19 protein-coding genes are annotated in these 18,072 nt (G+C 67.9%); 8 read left to right on the forward strand and 11 right to left on the reverse strand.

Features of this window, described 5'->3' with window-relative positions; translation table 11 throughout:
• Positions 1–33: 33 nt before the first annotated feature.
• Complete coding sequence (locus AC1DB8_RS10965) at positions 34–882, reverse strand: HAD family hydrolase (protein ID WP_441418154.1); 849 nt, start codon at positions 880–882, stop codon at positions 34–36.
• A 93-nt stretch (positions 883–975) separates the two neighbouring features.
• Positions 976–2,256, reverse strand: a complete 1,281-nt coding sequence (gene serS / locus AC1DB8_RS10970) for a serine--tRNA ligase (RefSeq protein ID WP_476893017.1) — start codon at positions 2,254–2,256, stop codon at positions 976–978.
• A gap of 78 nt (positions 2,257–2,334) precedes the next feature.
• Here serS and AC1DB8_RS10975 point away from each other — a divergent pair, with 78 nt between their 5' ends.
• Positions 2,335–3,462, forward strand: a complete 1,128-nt coding sequence (locus AC1DB8_RS10975; protein ID WP_476893018.1) for a diacylglycerol/lipid kinase family protein — start codon at positions 2,335–2,337, stop codon at positions 3,460–3,462.
• Positions 3,463–3,488: 26 nt separating this feature from the next.
• Here the strand turns inward: AC1DB8_RS10975 and AC1DB8_RS10980 are convergent, their stop codons facing one another.
• From AC1DB8_RS10980 to AC1DB8_RS10990, 3 genes are all read right to left on the reverse strand, one after another.
• Positions 3,489–3,707 carry a hypothetical protein gene (locus AC1DB8_RS10980; RefSeq protein ID WP_175323934.1) on the reverse strand — a complete coding sequence of 73 codons (219 nt, stop codon included), beginning with the start codon at positions 3,705–3,707 and terminating at the stop codon, positions 3,489–3,491.
• A 92-nt stretch (positions 3,708–3,799) separates the two neighbouring features.
• A complete protein-coding gene (gene pheA / locus AC1DB8_RS10985; RefSeq protein ID WP_441418157.1) occupies positions 3,800–4,780 on the reverse strand; it encodes a prephenate dehydratase in 981 nt (326 codons plus the stop codon).
• A 14-nt stretch (positions 4,781–4,794) separates the two neighbouring features.
• Positions 4,795–5,121, reverse strand: a complete 327-nt coding sequence (locus AC1DB8_RS10990) for a rhodanese-like domain-containing protein (protein ID WP_175323936.1) — start codon at positions 5,119–5,121, stop codon at positions 4,795–4,797.
• Positions 5,122–5,230: 109 nt separating this feature from the next.
• Between AC1DB8_RS10990 and AC1DB8_RS10995 the strand changes: the two genes are divergently transcribed.
• The 4 genes from AC1DB8_RS10995 to AC1DB8_RS11010 all read left to right on the forward strand — a co-directional run bounded on the left by AC1DB8_RS10995 (position 5,231) and on the right by AC1DB8_RS11010 (position 10,356).
• Complete coding sequence (locus AC1DB8_RS10995) at positions 5,231–6,700, forward strand: amidase (RefSeq protein ID WP_441418158.1); 1,470 nt, start codon at positions 5,231–5,233, stop codon at positions 6,698–6,700.
• An 81-nt stretch (positions 6,701–6,781) separates the two neighbouring features.
• The gene (locus AC1DB8_RS11000) at positions 6,782–7,894 is read left to right on the forward strand and encodes an alcohol dehydrogenase catalytic domain-containing protein (RefSeq protein ID WP_441418159.1); all 1,113 of its coding nucleotides are present in this window, start codon (positions 6,782–6,784) and stop codon (positions 7,892–7,894) included.
• 126 nt (positions 7,895–8,020) lie between these two features.
• Positions 8,021–9,490 (forward strand): peptide MFS transporter, encoded by a 1,470-nt coding sequence (locus tag AC1DB8_RS11005; protein ID WP_441418160.1) that lies wholly within the window; start codon positions 8,021–8,023, stop codon positions 9,488–9,490.
• Between the two features lie 5 nt (positions 9,491–9,495).
• Complete coding sequence (locus tag AC1DB8_RS11010; protein WP_441418161.1) at positions 9,496–10,356, forward strand: phosphotransferase; 861 nt, start codon at positions 9,496–9,498, stop codon at positions 10,354–10,356.
• On the opposite strand, the gene AC1DB8_RS11015 is transcribed toward AC1DB8_RS11010, so the two are convergent.
• On the reverse strand, positions 10,346–10,807 hold the full coding sequence (locus AC1DB8_RS11015; RefSeq protein ID WP_441418162.1) for a DUF4190 domain-containing protein: 462 nt from the start codon (positions 10,805–10,807) through the stop codon (positions 10,346–10,348). The two genes, AC1DB8_RS11010 and AC1DB8_RS11015, sit on opposite strands and share 11 nt — an antisense overlap.
• A gap of 132 nt (positions 10,808–10,939) precedes the next feature.
• Between AC1DB8_RS11015 and pgm the strand changes: the two genes are divergently transcribed.
• On the forward strand, positions 10,940–12,601 hold the full coding sequence (pgm, locus tag AC1DB8_RS11020; RefSeq protein ID WP_441418163.1) for a phosphoglucomutase (alpha-D-glucose-1,6-bisphosphate-dependent): 1,662 nt from the start codon (positions 10,940–10,942) through the stop codon (positions 12,599–12,601).
• A 20-nt stretch (positions 12,602–12,621) separates the two neighbouring features.
• Here the strand turns inward: pgm and AC1DB8_RS11025 are convergent, their stop codons facing one another.
• The 5 genes from AC1DB8_RS11025 to AC1DB8_RS11045 form a co-directional block, all read right to left on the reverse strand.
• Entirely contained in the window at positions 12,622–13,755 is a 1,134-nt protein-coding gene (locus AC1DB8_RS11025) for a GGDEF domain-containing protein (RefSeq protein ID WP_476893019.1), read from the reverse strand.
• A 138-nt stretch (positions 13,756–13,893) separates the two neighbouring features.
• Positions 13,894–14,421, reverse strand: coding sequence for a 2'-5' RNA ligase family protein (locus AC1DB8_RS11030; RefSeq protein WP_441418165.1), 528 nt, complete (start codon positions 14,419–14,421; stop codon positions 13,894–13,896).
• A gap of 70 nt (positions 14,422–14,491) precedes the next feature.
• On the reverse strand, positions 14,492–15,097 hold the full coding sequence (locus AC1DB8_RS11035; protein ID WP_441418166.1) for a malonic semialdehyde reductase: 606 nt from the start codon (positions 15,095–15,097) through the stop codon (positions 14,492–14,494).
• Between the two features lie 127 nt (positions 15,098–15,224).
• Positions 15,225–15,965, reverse strand: a complete 741-nt coding sequence (locus AC1DB8_RS11040; RefSeq protein WP_441418167.1) for a phosphotransferase — start codon at positions 15,963–15,965, stop codon at positions 15,225–15,227.
• A 183-nt stretch (positions 15,966–16,148) separates the two neighbouring features.
• The gene (locus AC1DB8_RS11045; protein ID WP_441418168.1) at positions 16,149–16,712 is read right to left on the reverse strand and encodes a flavodoxin domain-containing protein; all 564 of its coding nucleotides are present in this window, start codon (positions 16,710–16,712) and stop codon (positions 16,149–16,151) included.
• Positions 16,713–16,861: 149 nt separating this feature from the next.
• Between AC1DB8_RS11045 and AC1DB8_RS11050 the strand changes: the two genes are divergently transcribed.
• Positions 16,862–17,332: a GNAT family N-acetyltransferase gene (locus AC1DB8_RS11050; RefSeq protein WP_441418169.1), complete on the forward strand. Its 471-nt coding sequence runs from the start codon at positions 16,862–16,864 to the stop codon at positions 17,330–17,332.
• Between the two features lie 87 nt (positions 17,333–17,419).
• Positions 17,420–18,072, forward strand: a 653-nt coding sequence (locus AC1DB8_RS11055; protein ID WP_476893020.1) for a DUF222 domain-containing protein, incomplete at its 3' end; no start/stop codon positions are given.

Here is an 18,072-nt window from a genome sequence, read left to right on the forward strand (position 1 = left end):
CGGCGCGCCCGCACCGGCGTCCGCGCCGGTGTCTTAGAGGAGGATGCTGCGCAGCACGTGGGCGGCGCCGTCGTCGTAGACCGAGTGGGTGACCTCGTCGGCGGCGGCGATCACCTCCGCGGGCGCCTGGCCCATCGCCACGCCGCGGCGTGCCCAGGTGAGCATCTCGATGTCGTTGCGGCCGTCGCCGACGGCGACCGTACGGTGCGCCTCGATGCTCAGCCGTCCGCGCAGGTGTTCCAGGGCGCTGGCCTTGGTGACGCCGGCGGCGGCAATGTCCAGCCACGCCGTCCAGCCGACGGAGTAGGTGACGCCGGCGAGGCCCACGTGGCGGATGGCCGCGTTGAATTCCTCTGGCGTGTTCTCCGAACTGAACACCACGACGCGCACGGCGGTGGCCTCCAGCATGGTCTGGAAGTCGACACCGATTGCCTCGACGCCGAAGCTGGCGTCCTGGAAGCGTTCGGTGGAGAGGAAGTTGCCGTTCTCGTCCTCGAGCGCATACTTGGCCGAGGGCAGCCGCTTGCGCAGCGCCCGGAGCGCCGGCCCGGGGTCGAAGGTGGCTTTGTGCAGCACCTCGTAGCCGTCGGCCAGTCCGGAATCCACGCGCAGCGTGACGCCGCCATTGGAGCAGACCGCGTAGCCGCTTTCAATGCCGATGTGCTCGATGATGGGCAGCGTGGCGTTGAGCGAGCGGCCCGTCGCGATCATCACCTCGTGCCCGGCGGCCACCACGGCCTGGGCGGCTTCCCGGACGGGGACGGACATGTGCCCGTCATGGTCGACGAGGGTTCCGTCGACGTCGAGGGCGATCATCATTTTTTCGTTTGCATCTCGCTGGTCATCGTTGCCAGCGACTGAGGCTTCAGTCAATGTAGTCATCCAATAAGTAGAGCAGACACCGCCGACAGCTGCTAGGACGCGCGCCACAGCGGCACGTGAAGCGTCGGTGAACAGCTGCCGGCGGCGGGTGGGCTAGAGGACGGGGAAGACCGTCATGCCCCCGAGGTACTTTTGCAGCGCCGCCGGGACGTTGACCGAGCCGTCCGGGTTCTGGTGGTGTTCCAGGATGGCGACGATCCAGCGGGTCGTGGCGAGGGTCCCATTGAGGGTGGCAACCGCGCGGGTGCCCTTGGGGGCGCCCTCCTCGTTCAGCACGCGTTCACGGATGTTGAGCCGGCGCGCCTGGAAGGTGGTGCAGTTGGAGGTGGAGGTCAGCTCGCGGTAGGCGCCCTGGGTGGGGACCCAGGCTTCGCAGTCGAACTTGCGGGCCGCGGAGGTGCCAAGGTCGCCGGCGGCGGTGTCGATCACGCGGTAGGGCAGCTCGCACTTGGCCAGCATTTCCTCTTCCCAGGCCAGCAGGCGGGCATGCTCGGCAGCGGCCTCTTCAACCGTGGTGTAGATGAACATCTCCACCTTGTTGAACTGGTGGACCCGGATGATGCCGCGGGTGTCCTTCCCGTGCGAACCGGCCTCGCGGCGGTAGCAGGAGCTCTGCCCGGCGTAGCGGATCGGACCGCCGGAGAGGTCCAGGATCTCGTCGGCGTGGTAGCCGGCCAGGGCCACCTCCGAGGTCCCCACAAGATAGAGGTCGTCCTCCGCGAGGCGGTAGATCTCGGCGTCGTGCTTGACGTCGAAGCCGGTGCCCTGCATGGTTTCGGGCCGCACCAGCGTCGGGGTGATCATGGGCACGAAGCCGGCGTCGATGGCCTGCTCCATGGCCATCTGAAGCAGTGCCATTTCCAGCCGGGCGCCCACGCCGCGCAGGAAGTAGAAGCGTGAACCGGAGACCTTGGCCCCGCGCTCCATGTCGATCGCGCCGATCAGTTCGCCGATTTCGAGGTGGTCTTTCGGCTCAAAGTCGGGGAATTCGCGGGGCGTCCCCACCGTCTTCACCACAACGTAGTCGTCCTCGCCGCCCGCCGGAACCCCGTCCTCGACCAGGTTGGGAATGCCGCGCAGCAGCTCCTCCTGGGCGGACTGGGCGACGTCGGCCTCGGCCGAGGCTTCCTTGACCGAGGCCGCAAGGACCTTCACCTCGGCGAGCAGGGCCTGCTTTTCCTCGCCCTTTGCCTGCGCCACCTTCTTGCCGAAGGCGTTTTGCTCGGCGCGCAGGTTTTCAAAACGGATCAGCGCCGCGCGCCGGGCCGAATCCGCGGCGATGATCGCGTCCACCACGGATTCATCGGCGCCACGGGCGCGCTGGCTGGCACGGAACTTGTCCGGATTTTCGCTGAGGTCTTTTACGTCGATCACCAGATAAGAGTATCGAATCCGGGGGCCGCCCTTCGGCAGTCCTGCCGCGGCGGACACGCGGGATAGTGTTGGAGCAACATGCGCGACTGGCTGCTCTACCTCGTCATCGCTGGAGCCCTGGTATTTGCCGTCTCCAGCTGGTGGGGTGTGCGCCGGTTGAAGGCCAAGCACACGCGCAGTGCCGTCTGGGAAGAAACGCACAACCCGGGCCTGGTCAGGCAAAAGGTCGCCGTCGTGATCAATCCGATCAAGTCCAGGTCCGCGGAGGCCCGGGTCCTGGTCGAGAGCGCCTGCCTGGCGGCCGGCTGGGAGGCCCCGCGCTTCTTCGAGACCACCGCCGAGGACCCCGGCTTCTCGCAGGCCCGTGCCGCCGTCGAGTACGGGGCCGACGTCGTCCTGGTGGGCGGCGGCGACGGCACCGTCCGCGTGGTGGCGGACGTCCTGGCGCACACGGATATCGCCATGGGCCTCTTGCCGCTGGGCACCGGGAACCTGCTGGCCCGCAACGTCCACCTGGACATCGGGGACCTGCACGGCTGCGTGGAGATTGCGCTGTTCGGACACCAGCGCTTCATCGACACCGCCCGCATGAGGGTGGAGAACGCCCGGACCGGGCAGTCCGCGGACCATGCCTTTTTGGTGATCGCCGGGATGGGCATGGACGCCGAGGTGGTGGGGGACACCAACGACGGGCTCAAGAAGGCGGTGGGCTGGCTCGCCTACACCGAGGCCGGTGTGCGGCACCTTCCCGGGCGCCGCAAGAGGGTCTCCATCGCCCTTGACGACCAGCCGGAGCAGTCCCGGAAGATCCGCAGCGTGCTGTTCGCGAACTGCGGGCTGATCCCCGGCGGAATCGATTTCATCCCTCAGGCCATGATCGACGACGGCATGCTGGACGTGGTGGTGATGAGCCCGCGCAGCGCGATCGGCTGGCTGGCGATGTACTGGAAGATTGTGCTGAAGCACAAAAGAAACTTGCCGGTGATGACGTATTACCGCTCCGGCAAGATAGTGATCAAGTGCGCCGAACCGATGCCCACACAGGTCGACGGCGATCCGTCCGGCGAGGCCACCACCGTCACAGTCCGGGTGGCCCCCCGCTCGCTGCTGGTCCGGGTTAGGGAGGACCCCGCCCGCGAGGAACTGCCCCATGGCGGCGGGGCGGCCGGCAAGTCCGGGAGCAGCCAGGCCCGGCACCTGCCATGACCCGGCCGGCTTAGCGGGCTTCCTTCTTAGCTGGCTTCCTTTTTAGCGTCGGCTTCCTTCTTCGCGTCCGCGGCTGCCTTGGCGGCGCGTGCCTCCGACTGCTCGCGGATCATCGCCTGCTCCTCCTCGAAGCGCAGCCGGTCCGCACGGTCGGCGTCGTCGCCGTCCCAGTCCTGGTTTTCGGCCGTCGGTTTGGGATTGACAATCATTCCCTGGCCGTCATTTTCTGTGCTGGTGCCAGCCATGACCCGCTCCTTCCGGTAGAGGACTACCCCAATAGATCAGGCAAGCATACGCACAGTTTCCAAGGGGTGGAAGTGCCGCATGTGGCATTTGCCTACGCTGTGGGCGAAGCCTGGGGCTTATATTCCTGAACCACAGATGCCCCCGTGAGTATGTCTTCGACCCATGCATGGGCGGCACGGAATGCCTGGTCGGAGGTGTGCGGCGCCACCTCGGCGCGCTGGCCGTCAGCCCGGCCGTAGGAGCCAAGGAAGCGTGTCGCCGGACTGATCCGGTGCAGTCCGGCCAGCGCGTCGGCCACCCGGGCGTCGCCCACATGGCCGTCCGCGTCGATGCTGAAGAAGTAGTGGCCGAGGTACTGGCCGGTGGGACGGGATTCGATCCGGCTCAGGTTCACGCCCCGGGTGGCGAACTGATCCAGGATTTCCATCAGCGCGCCTGGCCGGTCTTCCGGCAGCGGGACCACCACCGTGGTCTTGTCCGCGCCGGTCCGTTCCGGCAGCACTCCGGGGCGCCCCACCAGCACGAACCTGGTCACCGCGCCGGGGTTGTCGCCGATGTTTTCCGCGAGCACCGCCAGGCCGGGCTGCTCGGCCGCGACGATGGGCGCACAGATGGCGGCGTCGTAGTGCGGGACATCCTCCAGCAGGCCCATTGCGGCCGCGGCGGTGGAGGATCCCGGGATGTATTCCGCATTCGGCATATTGGCGTCGACCCAGAGCCGGCACTGCGCCCAGGCGTGACCGTGGGTGGACACCCTGCGAATGTCCTCGATCCGCAGGCCGGGCCGGGCCACCAGCACGAAGCTGATCGGCACCAGGGCCTCGCGGAGGATCCGCAGTTCCTGGCCGGTGGCGATCGCGTCGAGGGTTGCCGTGACGCCGCCCTCCACGGAGTTCTCGATCGGCACCATCGCCGCGTCGGCCGAACCGTCGCGGACCTTGTCCAACGCGGTGTTGACGTTCGAGGAGGGGATGCGGATGGCCTCCGCGGCGCCTGGCACCTGCATCAACGCCGCCTCGGTGAACGTGCCTTCGGGGCCGAGGAAGGTATAGGTGACAGTTGACGCGGACATGGTTCTTCTTTCGTTTACAGGATGACGGGCTTGAGCCCGTTGTCGGACACGAGCGGCAGGCCGTTCTCGAGCCACTGGTCCATGCCGCCGGCCACGTTCAACGCTGAGTAGCCATGGCCGACGAGCCACTGCGCAGCGCGGAAGGAACGTCCGCCGGTGCGGCAGATAACATACAGGTCCTCGTCCGGATCCAGTTCGTCGAGCCGGGCCGGGAGCTGGTCGAGGGGAATGTGGACGGCGTGCTCGGCGTGGCCGGCCGACCATTCGTAGTCCTCGCGTACGTCCAGGATCCGCGCCGCTTCGGGAATGTCGGAAACGGTCACGGTGTCGATGTCGCTCATGGTCGTCCTCTCCGCTGAAATCAAGGTCTGCCTCCAGCGTATCGCCAGCGATCGGGGCCGGGGCCAAACAGGTGGCAGGTTACGCTTCTGGAGAGCGCAAAGGAGACCATTGGCTGAGATCCACGAGTTGTCCGCCGTCGCGCTCCGCGACGCCCTGCGCTCCGGCGAGCTCTCCGCGCGCCAGGCCGCGGCGCACTTCCTGGACCGCATCGCGGCCGACAACCCGCACCTTGGCGCATTCATCACCGTCACCGCAGAGCAGGCCCTCCAGGACGCCGACGCGGCGGACCGCCGGCATGTACGCGCGGCGGACGACGAACGCAGGGCGGCCCTGCCGCTGCTGCACGGCATGCCGACCGCGTTCAAGGACCTGACCGACGTCGCCGGCGTGGTCACCACGCACGGCAGCGCCGCCCTGGAGCACAAGCCCGCCGCCGACGACGGCGCCCTGGCCGCCACACTGAAGGGCGCCGGCGTCATCTCGCTGGGCAAGACGCAGGTCCCGGAATTCGGGCTGACAGCCTACAGCGAGAACCGGATCGCCCCGCCCTCACGCAACCCGTACGCGCTGAGCCGCAGCTCCGGCGGTTCCTCCGGCGGCAGCGCGGCCGCCGTGGCCGCCGGCCTGCTTCCCTTCGCCCCGGGATCCGACGGCGGCGGGTCCATCCGCATCCCCGCCGCCGCCTGCGGCCTGGTGGGACTGAAACCGGGCCGCGGGCTGGTCCCGGCCGGGGAAAGCACCGGCGACCCCGCCGGGCTGGTGGTCGCCGGTCCGCTGGCCCGTTCCGCGGCGGACGCCGCCCTGATGCTCGACGCGCTGGTCCCGCCGCCACCAACCCGCCAATCACCCGGAGAACGGGCCGGAGAACCAGCCGGCCGCCGGCGCAGCTACCTGCAACTGGCCGGCCAGGAGCCACCCCCGCTGCGGATCGGCGTCAGCCTGGACAGTCCATGGCAGGCCGTCTTCCCTTACACCCCGGACCGCGAAGCCCTCGATGCACTCCAGACCGGCATCAGGCTGCTGGAGGCGGCCGGGCACGAGACCGGCGAGGCCGCCATCCGCTATGACAACCGCTACCCCGGCGCGTTTACGACGGCGTGGACCGCCGGCGTCGGGAGCGCCCGCATCGCGCCGCAGCGCGAGGCCCTCCTGACCCCGCTGACCCGCACCTTCCGGCGGCGCGCCCAGCAGCGCAGCGCGGCGAAGCTGAACGAGGCCCTCGGGTTCCTGCGCCAGTTCCAGCGGGACACTGTTGCCCAGTTCTCGGCCTGGGACCTGGTGCTGAGCCCGACATTGGCTCAAACGCCCCGGCCGGTGGGCTGGTTCACCGGCGCCGCGCACGGCGACGGCTACTGGCCCGCCGAGTGGCCCGCCGACGCGGACGACGACTACCGCAAGCAGTGCGAGTTTGCCCCGTGGTCCTCGCTGGTCAACGTCTGCGGGCTTCCCGCAATCAGCATTCCGGTGCACTGGACCGGCGGGCCGCCCGGCGCCGGCCTGCCGATGGGAATCCAACTGGTCGGCCCGATGGGATCCGAGGCGCTGCTGCTGCAGGTGGCCGGGCAACTCGGCCTTTAAGCTGCCCCCGCGGGGATTACCCCGGCCGCGGCCGCGTGGGGTTTACTGGTGCCAACGCGGTTAACGACACGAGAGGGATCGATGAAGATCACCGGTGCAGTACTGGAGGAAATCGGCCGCCCCCGGCCCTTCGCGGAGTCCAAACCGATCAGTATCGCGGAGCTGGAGCTCTCCGCCCCCGGACCGACGGAAATCCTCGTCCGGCTCGAGGCGGCCGGCATCTGCCACTCGGACCTCAGCGTCGTCGACGGCAACCGGGTGCGCCCGGTGCCGATGCTGCTCGGCCACGAAGCGGCCGGCCGCGTCGTCGAGGTCGGCGCCGACGTCACCGACCTGCAGCCCGGCCAGCGGGTGGTCATGTCCTTCCTGCCGCGCTGCGAGCAGTGCGCCAACTGCGCAGCGGACGGCCGGCTGCCCTGCACCGCCGGTTCCAAGAGCAACAACGAGGGCACCCTGCTGCACGGGTCCATGCATTTGAGCCGCTCCGGAGAACCGATCTTCCACCACCTCGGCGTTTCCGGTTTCGCCAGCCACGCCGTCGTGGACCGGGCCTCCGCGGTGCCGGTCGGCGACGACATCCCGGCGGACATCGCCGCCGTCCTGGGCTGCGCGGTGCTAACCGGAGGCGGCGCAGTGCTGAACGCCGCCAAACCCCGGCCCGAGGACAGCATCATGATCGTGGGACTTGGCGGCGTCGGCATGGCCGCGCTGATCACTGCGGTCTCCCAGGGCCTCTCCCGGATCGTCGCCGTCGACACCCTGGACGAGAAACTGGAGCACGCCCGCCGCCTCGGCGCGCACGAAACGTACACCCCGCAGCAACTGGCCGAACAAGGCATCAAAGCCAAATTCGTCGTCGAATGCGCCGGCAGCGCGCGGGCGTTCGAGACCGCTTTCGCGGCCACCGACGTCGGCGGCACCACGATCACGGCCGGGCTGCCCTCTCCCGACGCCCGCGCGCAACTCTCCCCGCTGACCATCACTGCGGAGGCCCGCACAATCATTGGCAGCTACCTCGGCTCGGCCGTGCCGGCCCGGGACATTCCCAAGTACGCGCAGCTGTGGCGGGACGGGAAGCTGCCGGTCGAGGAGCTCATTTCCTCCCGGATCGCGCTGGCGGACATCAACCAGGCCATGGACCAGCTCGCCGACGGCAAGGCCGTCCGCCAGGTCATCATGTTCGACGCCGGCTAGCCTGGCCGCGGGGTCCCCTTCGGCCGACGCTCCCGGCAAAGCGGGTCCGCGAAACACCCTCGAATTGACTTGCCCCGGAGCGCCGCGGATGTGACAATCGCGCGCCGCGGTGTCAGCATTAAGTAAATGAGCACAACTCATTTAGCCAATCCCCCCGCTACAACGCCGGGCGATACCTCGTTTTTTGGCCACCCGAAAATGCTGGCCAGCCTCTTCTCCGTAGAAATGTGGGAGCGCTTCTCCTTCTACGGAATGCAGGGGATCCTCCTCTACTACATGTACTTCACGGCCGCTGAAGGCGGCCTCGAAATCAACAAGGCCCTCGCCGCCAGCCTGGTGGGCGCCTACGGTGGCGGCGTATACCTCTCGACCATCCTGGGCGCCTGGCTCGCGGACCGGCTTTTCGGCTCCGAGCGTGTGCTCTTCGGTTCCGCGGTCATGATCATGGCCGGCCACATCGCCCTGGCCCTTATCCCCGGGATTCCGGGCCTGATCGCCGGCCTCGTGCTGGTGGGCGTGGGATCCGGCGGCTTGAAGGCCAACGCCACCGCCCTGGTCGGAAGCCTGTACCGCGAGAAGGACGAACGCCGCGACGCCGGCTTCTCCATCTTCTACATGGGCATCAACGCCGGCGCCCTGATCGGCCCGCTGGTCACCGGCTGGCTCCAGGAAAGCCAGGGCTTCCACTGGGGCTTCGGTGCCGCCGCCGTCGGCATGGCCGTCGGACTGGCCATCTACGCCCTGGGCCGCAACAAGCTGCCCGAAGAGGCCCACCGGGTGCCCAACGCGCTGCCCGCAGCCGAACGCACCAAGTACGGACTGCTCTTCGCCGTGATCGCCGCGATCATCGCCGTGCTGCTGGCGACCGGCGTCGTCAACGCTGACAACCTCGCCATGTCCATGGCGTACGCGGCCATCGGCGCGTCGGTGCTCTACTTCGTCCTGATCTTCAGCAGCAAGAAGGTCAACGCCACCGAGCGAAGCCGGGTCGCGGCGTTCATCCCGCTGTACATCGCCTCCGCCGCGTTCTGGGCGCTCTTCCAGCAGCAGTTCACCTTCATCGCCGTGTACTCGGAGGAGAAGCTGGACCGGAACCTGTTCGGCTGGGAAATGCCGGCCGCCTGGGTCCAGTCCATCAACCCGGTGTTCATCATCATCTTCGCCGGTGTTATGGCTGCCCTGTGGACCCGCCTGGGACGCAAGCAGCCCGGATCGGCCCTGAAGTTCTCGATCGGCCTCTTCGTGATGGGCCTGGCCTTCCTGGCGTTCATCCCGCTGGCCGGCGACGGCAAGACGCCGCTGCTGGCGTTGGTGGGGATCCTGCTGCTGTTCACGCTGGCGGAACTGTTCCTCTCCCCCATCGGCCTGTCCGTGACGACCAAGCTGGCGCCCAAGGCCTTCCACACGCAGATGGTTGCCTTGTTCTTCCTCTCGGTCTCGCTGGGCACCACGCTGGCCGGCATGCTCTCGGGGCTCTACAACCCCGACGACGAACTGCCGTACTTCATCGGCGTCGGCGGCACGGCGATGCTTCTGGCCGTCGGCCTGGCTGCGGCCTCGCCGGCCATCAAGAAGCTCATGGGCGGCGTACGCTGAGCTAAATGAGCATCCGATATCGCCCGCCGGTTGAGGCGCGCGTCTACGTCCCCGCCCCCGGCGAGGCGTCCGACGTCGAACTCATGCCGGTGGGCGATGTCACTGAAGGCGTGGTGCGGGTCGGCGGGACAATCCGCCGACCGCACCAGCCGCAGAGCCTCGCCGTCGCAGGCTACCTCGACTGGCTCGAAGATGCCGGATTCGACGGCTCGCCGCGGTTCCTGGGCCGGGACGAGGAGGGCAGGGACGTGCTGACCTTCCTGCCGGGACAGTGCGCCGGGCCGGTGCCCGAGGCCTGGGTCCAGTCCGAGGAGCTGCTGGCCTCGGTGGCCCGTTTGCTGCGCCGGCTGCACACCGCCTCTGCCGGTTTCATGCCGGCCACCCACCCGTTTCCGCCCCGCTACATCCCACCGGTCGCCGTCAGGCAGGACCCCGCGGAGCTCGTGTGCCACCTGGACGTCACGCCGCAGAATGTGGTGGTCCGGGACGGCCTGGCCGCCGGGCTGGTGGACTTCGACCTCGCCGGACCCAGCACGGCGCTCAGGGATTCCTTCAACACTGCCATGCACTGGACGCCGCTCCGCGACCCGGCGGACGTGTGGCCCGGCTGGGAGGGAGTGGACCCGTTCCGGCGGCTCCGTATCTTCGCCGATGCCTACGGCTGGGACCAGGACGAACGACGCCGGGTGCCGGGGCTGGGCATCGAGGCCGCGTCGCTGAGCTATGAACGGATGGCACACAACGCTGCCACGCTCGGCGGCGGCTGGGCCCGGATGTGGGACGACGGCGTGGGCGGGCTGATCCTCCGCCGTCGCGGCTGGCTGGAGGCCAACGCTGAGCAGCTGGTGGCCGCTCTTACCGGGTGATGAAGTCCGCGTTCGCGAAGGCGACCCCCAGGATCACAACCACCAGCAGGGTGATGGCGATTGCGGCATAACCAAGGACCAGTCCCGCGATAGCCAGGCCCTTGCCGCCCGGCTCGCGGTGCAGCGCCAGGTGGCCGAGGACGACGGCGGCCAACTGCGGGAGCAGGAAGAAGCCGAAGCCGAGGAACGACGCGATGCCGCAGCACAGGCTCGCGATACTCAGGCCCCTAGGCGCGGGAGCCACGCCGTAGTAATACGGCTGGCCGTAAGCGTCCGCGTACGGCCCGGCCGGCTGGCCGTAGGCGGCGTAACTGCCGGCCGGCTGGCCGAGGTGCGGGGCTGCCGTCGGCATCGGCGGAACATGGCCGTCGCCACCGTATGGCGGACGATACGGCGGCGGCTGGTAGCCTCGGTGCGCCTCGTCATACCCGGACGTGGGCTGCTCGGTCATGGAAATCCCCTCTGACGTGTGTACGTCAAGATTAGCGCCGCGCCGTTTCCCCCAGCCGGACGCGCGGCGTCACAGCGGTCCGATTCGGGCGAAACCATGTCGCGGCACCCCCTCGTCTGGCATGCTGGAGCCATGGCTAGCCGCGCGGGCACAGTTGCCCAACCCCAAGACCTTGTTGACCTCACTGCGCTTCTGGACGCGTACTACGACGTTTCGCCGGATCTCGGCGACCCCGGGCAGCGGGTCGCCTTCGGCACCTCCGGGCACCGGGGCTCAAGCCTCAAGGCGTCGTTTAACGAACCGCATATCCTCGCGATCACCCAGGCGATCGTGGAATACCGGGCGGGCCAGGGCATCACCGGCCCCCTGTATCTCGCCAAGGACACCCATGCCCTGAGCGAGCCGGCGCAGAACTCCGCGCTTGAGGTGCTTGCCGCGAACGGCGTGCACGTGCTGATCGACGCCCGCCACGGCTACACGCCCACCCCGGCGTTGAGCCACGCCATCCTGACCCACAACAACAACTCCGCCGCAGGCGCGCCGCAGGCCGACGGCATCGTGGTGACGCCGAGCCACAACCCGCCCGGCGACGGCGGCTTCAAGTACAACCCGCCGCACGGCGGCCCGGCGGACACCGACGCCACAGGCTGGATCGCCAACCGCGCCAACGAACTGCTGGAGAACGGACTGCGCGGGGTCAAGCGGGTTCCGATCGCGGACGCCATGGCTGCCGGCACCACCGGCAAGTTCGACTTCCTGTCCAGCTACGTCGATGACCTGCCCTCGGTGCTGGACCTGAACGCGATCCGCGAGGCGGGCGTCCGGATCGGCGCCGACCCCATGGGCGGTGCGTCCGTGGACTACTGGGGCGAAATCGGCGAACGCCACCACCTGAACCTCACCGTGGTGAACCCGACGGTGGACCCGCAGTGGGCCTTCATGACGCTGGACTGGGATGAAAAGATCCGGATGGACTGCTCCTCGCCGTCGGCGATGGCCTCCCTGATCAACCGCATGGCTGTTGGTGCGGACGGGTCCGCACCCTTCGACATCGCCACCGGCAACGACGCCGACGCCGACCGGCACGGCATTGTCACGCCGGACGGCGGGCTGATGAACCCGAACCACTACCTCGCCGTCGCGATCGACTACCTGTACCGGCACCGCAACGGGTGGAACCCGCAGTCCGTTATCGGCAAGACCCTGGTGTCCTCCTCGATCATCGACCGGGTGGCCGAAAGCCTCGGCCGGAAGCTCGTCGAGGTGCCGGTGGGCTTTAAGTGGTTCGTCCCCGGGCTGCTGTCCGGCGAGGGTGCCTTCGGCGGGGAGGAATCCGCCGGCGCGTCGTTCAACAAAATGGACGGCAGCGTCTGGACCACGGACAAGGACGGCATCCTGCTGGCGCTGCTGGCGTCCGAGATCACGGCGGTGACGGGCAAGTCGCCGTCGCAGCTGTACAAGGGCCTGACCGACAAGTTCGGCGACCCCGTCTACGCCCGGATCGACGCCGCCGCAACGCGCGAGCAGAAGGCCGCCCTGGGCAAGCTGTCGCCGTCGGACGTCACCGCGACGGAACTGGCCGGCGAAACCATCACCGCCAAACTGACCGAGGCGCCCGGCAACGGCGCTGCCATCGGCGGATTGAAAGTGGTCACCGAGAACGCCTGGTTCGCGGCCCGGCCGTCGGGCACCGAGGACGTCTACAAGATCTACGCCGAGTCGTTCAAGGGCGCGGAGCACCTGAAGCAGGTGCAGGCCGAAGCCAAGGCCCTGGTGGACGGGGTTATTTCCTAGCCGCAGCCGTGGACCGAGGCTCAGGCCGTCTGCTCCTCGCGGAGGCTGGCGGCCAGTACCGACCGGTCCCGGCCGAGCGTTTTGGCGCGGTAAAGAGCGGCATCGGCCGACGCGATCAGGGCCTGCAGATCCACCCGGCCGGGGCCCGTCGAGGCAATCCCATAGCTCACGGTAGGAAGCCGCGCCTCAACGTTCGGCTGTGCCTCCTGCAACCGGCGGCTGATCGTGGCCGCCATCTCGCCGGCACGTTCCGGGCTGACGCCCGGGAGCAGCAGGACGAACTCTTCGCCGCCATAGCGTCCCACGAGGTCGGTTGAACGGACCGAGGCCGTGCACGCTGCGGCGAAGGTTTGCAACGCGACGTCCCCGGCCGCATGGCCGTACTGGTCGTTGACAGCCTTGAAGTGGTCCAGGTCTGCCAGAACCAGCGAGGCCGTGGTGCGGGCGTTGCCCAGGCGGCGCAGTTCGTTCTCTGCCAGATCCACAAAGGCGGTGCGGTTCAATAGCCCGGTGAGCCCGTCAACCGTGGCCCGCGCCCGAAGGTCACGGGTCAGTTGTTCGTTGCTCAACTCGGCCATGGTGAAGGATGCGAGCACAAGGATCATCGTGGTGAGAAGGGTCGTCACCACGGAGCCGAAGTAGGTGACGAACACCGGCCCATGGGGGCCGTCAATGACAAAAACGGTCAGGCGTCCAAGATAGAAGAGGGCCAGGAGCGCTGAGCCGTAGGCGAGGGGGCGGTGCACCCTGGAGTAGTCGACGTCGAGCAGGAAGAGTTCGCGGCACGATAGCCCCAGCATCAGCGCCATCATGCCCAGCATGACCGGGCCGCCGGACCAGTCGTTCGTGGCCGGGTGGTCAAACACCGAAACGACGCCCGTCACAAAAGGCCCCGCCGTCAAGGACCACAACCTCGGAATGCTCGTCCGCAGCGACCGGGCCCCTGCCCACATGGCTCCGGCGCCGCCGACCAGCAAGGTATTTCCCAGCGGGTTTGCCCACACTTGGTGGACCGTGCCGTCCCACAGATAGGACGCGGATCCGGTCAGGAAGAGCAACAGCGCCGAACACCACCAGCCGCTGAACGGGGAACGGGTCCGCCTGAAAGTGATGAAGTAGAACAGGCACAGCAGGGTCAGGGTTACTACAGCCAAGGCAACACGCAGGGTAGAGGTGTCAAGCATCATCCTGTGGTTCCCCCAGCACGCACCTAGTGACCCAAGTATTATTCGGAGTCAAACTCTCAATTTGACCTCAGTATTGCACCTCGGACCATAAATGAAGAGGTTCATTCACAATGTGGCCTCCCAGAGCCTGAGCACCCGCCGCGTGGCATGGCCGCCGTCGGGAGCCATGTCCACCAAGGCGATCCGGTCCAGCGCCATTTGCTCGCCCGCGCGGGGGGCTTTTTCACCCCGGTGGGAAACGTGCGGACGGAAGGCAGCCATCGTGTAGCCGGGGGTTGCGACCCGGCCATGAAGAGCCTCGACCGCTGCCACGAGGGCTTCGTGGAGGGTCTGGAGCGGGGCGCTGGGTTCGATCAGGCTGACCTGGACGGAGCCGCCGCGGCCAAAGCCCGCTTCCCCGCCCACGGTCACGGTGCTGCCCAGCGCGGCCCTGGCCGGAGCGTCCATTAGCCCGGCCACCTGGGTGGCCAGGGTGTCGCCGGAGAGGACGGCGTCAGCCCCGCCGTCGTCGGCTGGCAGTTGCTCGACGACGTCGAACTTCACCAGTGTGATGTGCAGCGGCCAGGCGTCGCGCGGAAATTCCATCCCCTCGGTAACGGGTTCCAGGAAGGCGACCACAATCAGATTCCGCATGGGCCCAGTCTGCCACTGGTCGCCGACGCCCGCCCCTGCCTGTGGTTGCCTCGGCCGCTGCCTCGGTCGCTTAGACCGTGCGGACCACGTCTTCGTAGGCGAACTTCGGCTTCGGGGCGCCCCAGGCGTCCTCGGCGGCGTGGCCGATGTTGACCACCATGAAGCTCTTCTGGCTACCGTCCGGGAAGAAGGCGGTGTCGATCTTGCTGAAGTCGGCACCGGTCATCGGCCCGGCAGCGAGTCCTAGCGACCGGACGGCGAGTATGAAGTAGCCGGCCTGCAGGTGGGCATTGTTGTTGCCGGTGGCCGCGGCGAGGTCCGGGGCGGCGTCGTACATTGCCTTGGGGGCGTTGTAGCCGGGGAGGAAGTTGTCCCACTGCTCGTGCCACGCGGTGTCGACACTGAGGACCGCGACCAGCGGTGCGGAAGCCGTCTTGGCCCGGTTGCCGGCGGACAGGGCGTCCACCAGCGTGGCGCGGGCCTCGTCCGAACGGACATAGGTGACACGAAGGGGCTGCGAGTTGAACGCGGTGGGACCAAACTTCGTCAGCTCGTAGATGGCGCGGGCCTGCTCGTCCGTGACTTCACCGGTGAAGGAGTTGGCCGTGCGCGCCTGGGCAAAGATGGCGTCCACTGCTGCGGCGTCGATTACTGCTTCTTCATGGGCGATAGTCATCGCGTACCTTTCGCTGGGCTTCCACCCCGTCCGGGGCACTCTTGCTGTCCCTCGCTTCAACCGATGCCCGGGCCGGCTGCTTCCCGGGGCGCGGGGTGACGTCGCCCACAGCGGGCTGATCGTGCCGTCATGCGTCCTTCGCCAGCTGCACCATGCGAATGCTGTCGCGGCGGTACATTGCGGCGTGGTCGTTGAGTTCCGGCCGTCCCGTGGCGGCCGCCCGGCCCTCGGAATAGTCGGCGAGTTCAACAAGCCTGGCGCCGAGTGTTCTCAGCACGTCCCGGCGCGGGAACGGTAAGCCGTAGGCTGCAATCAGTTCGTCCAGGCGGCCCATTCTCTCCGGCCCCTCCGGCGCAGCGACGCCACCGCCCTCAATGAACGGCACCAACTGGTAGGCCAGATAGGCGAAATCCCAGATCCTCGGCCCGGGCGACGCCGCGTCAAAATCAAAGATTCCGGCGAACCGCTGGTCTTGGAACACCATGTTGTACGGGGCAAAGTCGTTGTGGCACACCACCTCGACCGGTTCGTGGTTTGGCAATTGCCAACTGAGCGTCTCGTGCGCCAAACCGACGCTGGAATCGTGGATCTGCCGGAGCAGGCCGGCCGCGTCCCGCAGGATCGAGGGATGCCAAATCCACTCCGGAAGCGGATACTGCACCACGTCCCCCGGCAGGAAGGACAGAATTTCGCGGCCTTGTTCGTCGAGGCCGGCTGCTGACGGAACGCGCGTGATTCCACTGGCGCGGAGCGCATCGAGCAAGGCGTGAACGGCCGGCGTCCAGGGCCCGGAGTTTCGGCGGACGGTGTCCCCCACGCGCACCACGATGCTGGAATTACCACCGGCAAGGACCTCTTCGTTCACCATCCAACCAATCTAGGGGATGGGGTGAGCGCCGGTTGGCGGTTCGGTGCCCGCCCCTTCGGTGAGGGGGACGGCGGCCGGCGCCCCGGGCGCATAGGCGCCCGGCGTCGTCGTGGTGCTAGGAGGACGAGAGCTCGCGGTGGTCGTTGGCCTGTTCGATGAGATCGGTGTCCGCCGGAACGTCGTTCAGGCGCCGGTTGGCGGGTCCGGAGGGAGACCCTGGACGCCCGCCCCCTCAGAAGATCCAGTGAGTTGGGCTGTAATGTCATCAGTCCAGTCGTCGATGGAAGTCCAATCCCGCAAGTCTCCGAAGTGGCCGCCGGTGAGCCGGAACAGGACCCGGAGCGGCCCTGGCATCTGGGCCGCCTCGTAGACACCCGAGAAGACTTTGTGGCCGCGAAGCTCAACGTCCTGGAACTGGGATTGTTCCAGGCGCTGCTGTTGTAGTGCCGCACCGCGCTTTCGAAAAAGTCTCGGCAAGGCGTCGGACATCCCCACGCTGAAGACCCAGACAGGTCGTTTGGCCAGCTCGTGCGCATTGTGTGTGAAGAACACCAAAGCCGGATCCAGCCACGCCTGATTGTGGATGGCGCTGCCGACGACGAATGCGTCGTAGCCGGAGACAGACTTAACTTCCTCCACGGACCGGCACTCGACCTCGCCCAGCGCAACAGCCATGCGGTCGGCTACGTGTTGGGCGATTTCCCTGGTGGACCCCAGTGCACTTGCGTAGGCAACGAGAACCCTCATGGTTGAACCTCCTACCGTCCTCGCTCAAGTCTGTTGGAAGCTGGGGCCGGTTGGAACCTGCCATAGGTCCCGGCACAGGCCAGCCTGCGACGGCCAGTGGCAGTATGTAGGTCGGAAGTCCGCTGTAATTTTAGGGGAAGGCTCGGCGAATGACGTTTGAGGAACTATCCGTCCGTCCGGGCGCGGAGGAAGATGCAGGCGAAGTTCGGCGGTTGTCGATCGCTTTCACACCCGCCGCCCGGGATGTGCCGCAGCAGGACTTCGACAGCCGTTACGCGAACGTACTCTCAGACGGGGCCTGGTGCGTTGCTGTGGCCCAGTCGGGCAGCCGGCTCCTCGGCTACGGACTGGCCCAGGACTTCGGGCCGGGTTTGCGCACCACCTTCACTACGGGCCGGGTCCATGACCTCTACGTCGATCCGGAGGCACGTCGGCTCGGCGCGGGGAAGGCGTTGATGGACTTCGTCTTCGATTGGGCCAGATTACGGCCGCAGCCGATGATTCTCGACTGGCAGGCGAGCCCCTCTGCCGTGGGCTTCTACGAAGCGCTGGGGTTCCCGGCCGATCGTGCGGGCGACTATCCGGACTATCCGGGTTTCACTCTTGACCTGCGCGAATAGCGGCGGCGGATAGGAGTAGTTGGAGCGCGCAGCTGGGCGGCACCGGCTGCTCCTAATAATGTCTGAGGTCTCTGATGAACTAAGTTCATGGGAATCAGTGCAGCTCTCATTGCTCGTCCGGCCGGCTGGCCGGGCGGCGATGCGGACGGCTACGGCCCGGAACTCGCTGACGTACTCGCGCGAGTGCGGCGCCTGTGTACGACGGCGGCCGGGGATGCGGCGCTGTTTGGGTTCGGGGAGGCCGTGGAGTTCGCTGCCGGGGTTGAGGAGGCTGCCCGGGCCTTGGAGTACCTGCAGCTCGTGGGCGCCGGGGCGGTGGACCGGAGCCGCATGGAGGCCGCCGCCGAGAGCGCCCCGGTCCTCGATGACGGTTACCGCAAGACCGGCGAGTTCCTGCGGGACCGGCTCCAGATCACCGCCGTCGAGGCCCACCGCCGGCTGGCCCTGGCCGGGGACGTGTTGCCGCGGACCGGGATCACCGGCCAGCCGCTCCCGCCCCTGCGCGAGGAGCTCGCCGCGGCCGTGGCCGCCGGTACGGTCCCGTCCCGGTCCGCGACCATCATCACCCTCGCCCTGGCCCGGGTCCGGCCACTGTGCGATGCGGAGACGGCCGCCCGGATGGAACATGCCCTGACCCGGACCGCAGTGGAGCACGACCCGGATTTCCTGGCCCGGGTCGCGAGGCGCTGGACGGACGCGATCGACCAGGACGGCGCCGAACCCTCCGAGGAGGTCCTGCG

It is taken from the genome of Arthrobacter sp. 10N410 (assembly GCF_056394945.1).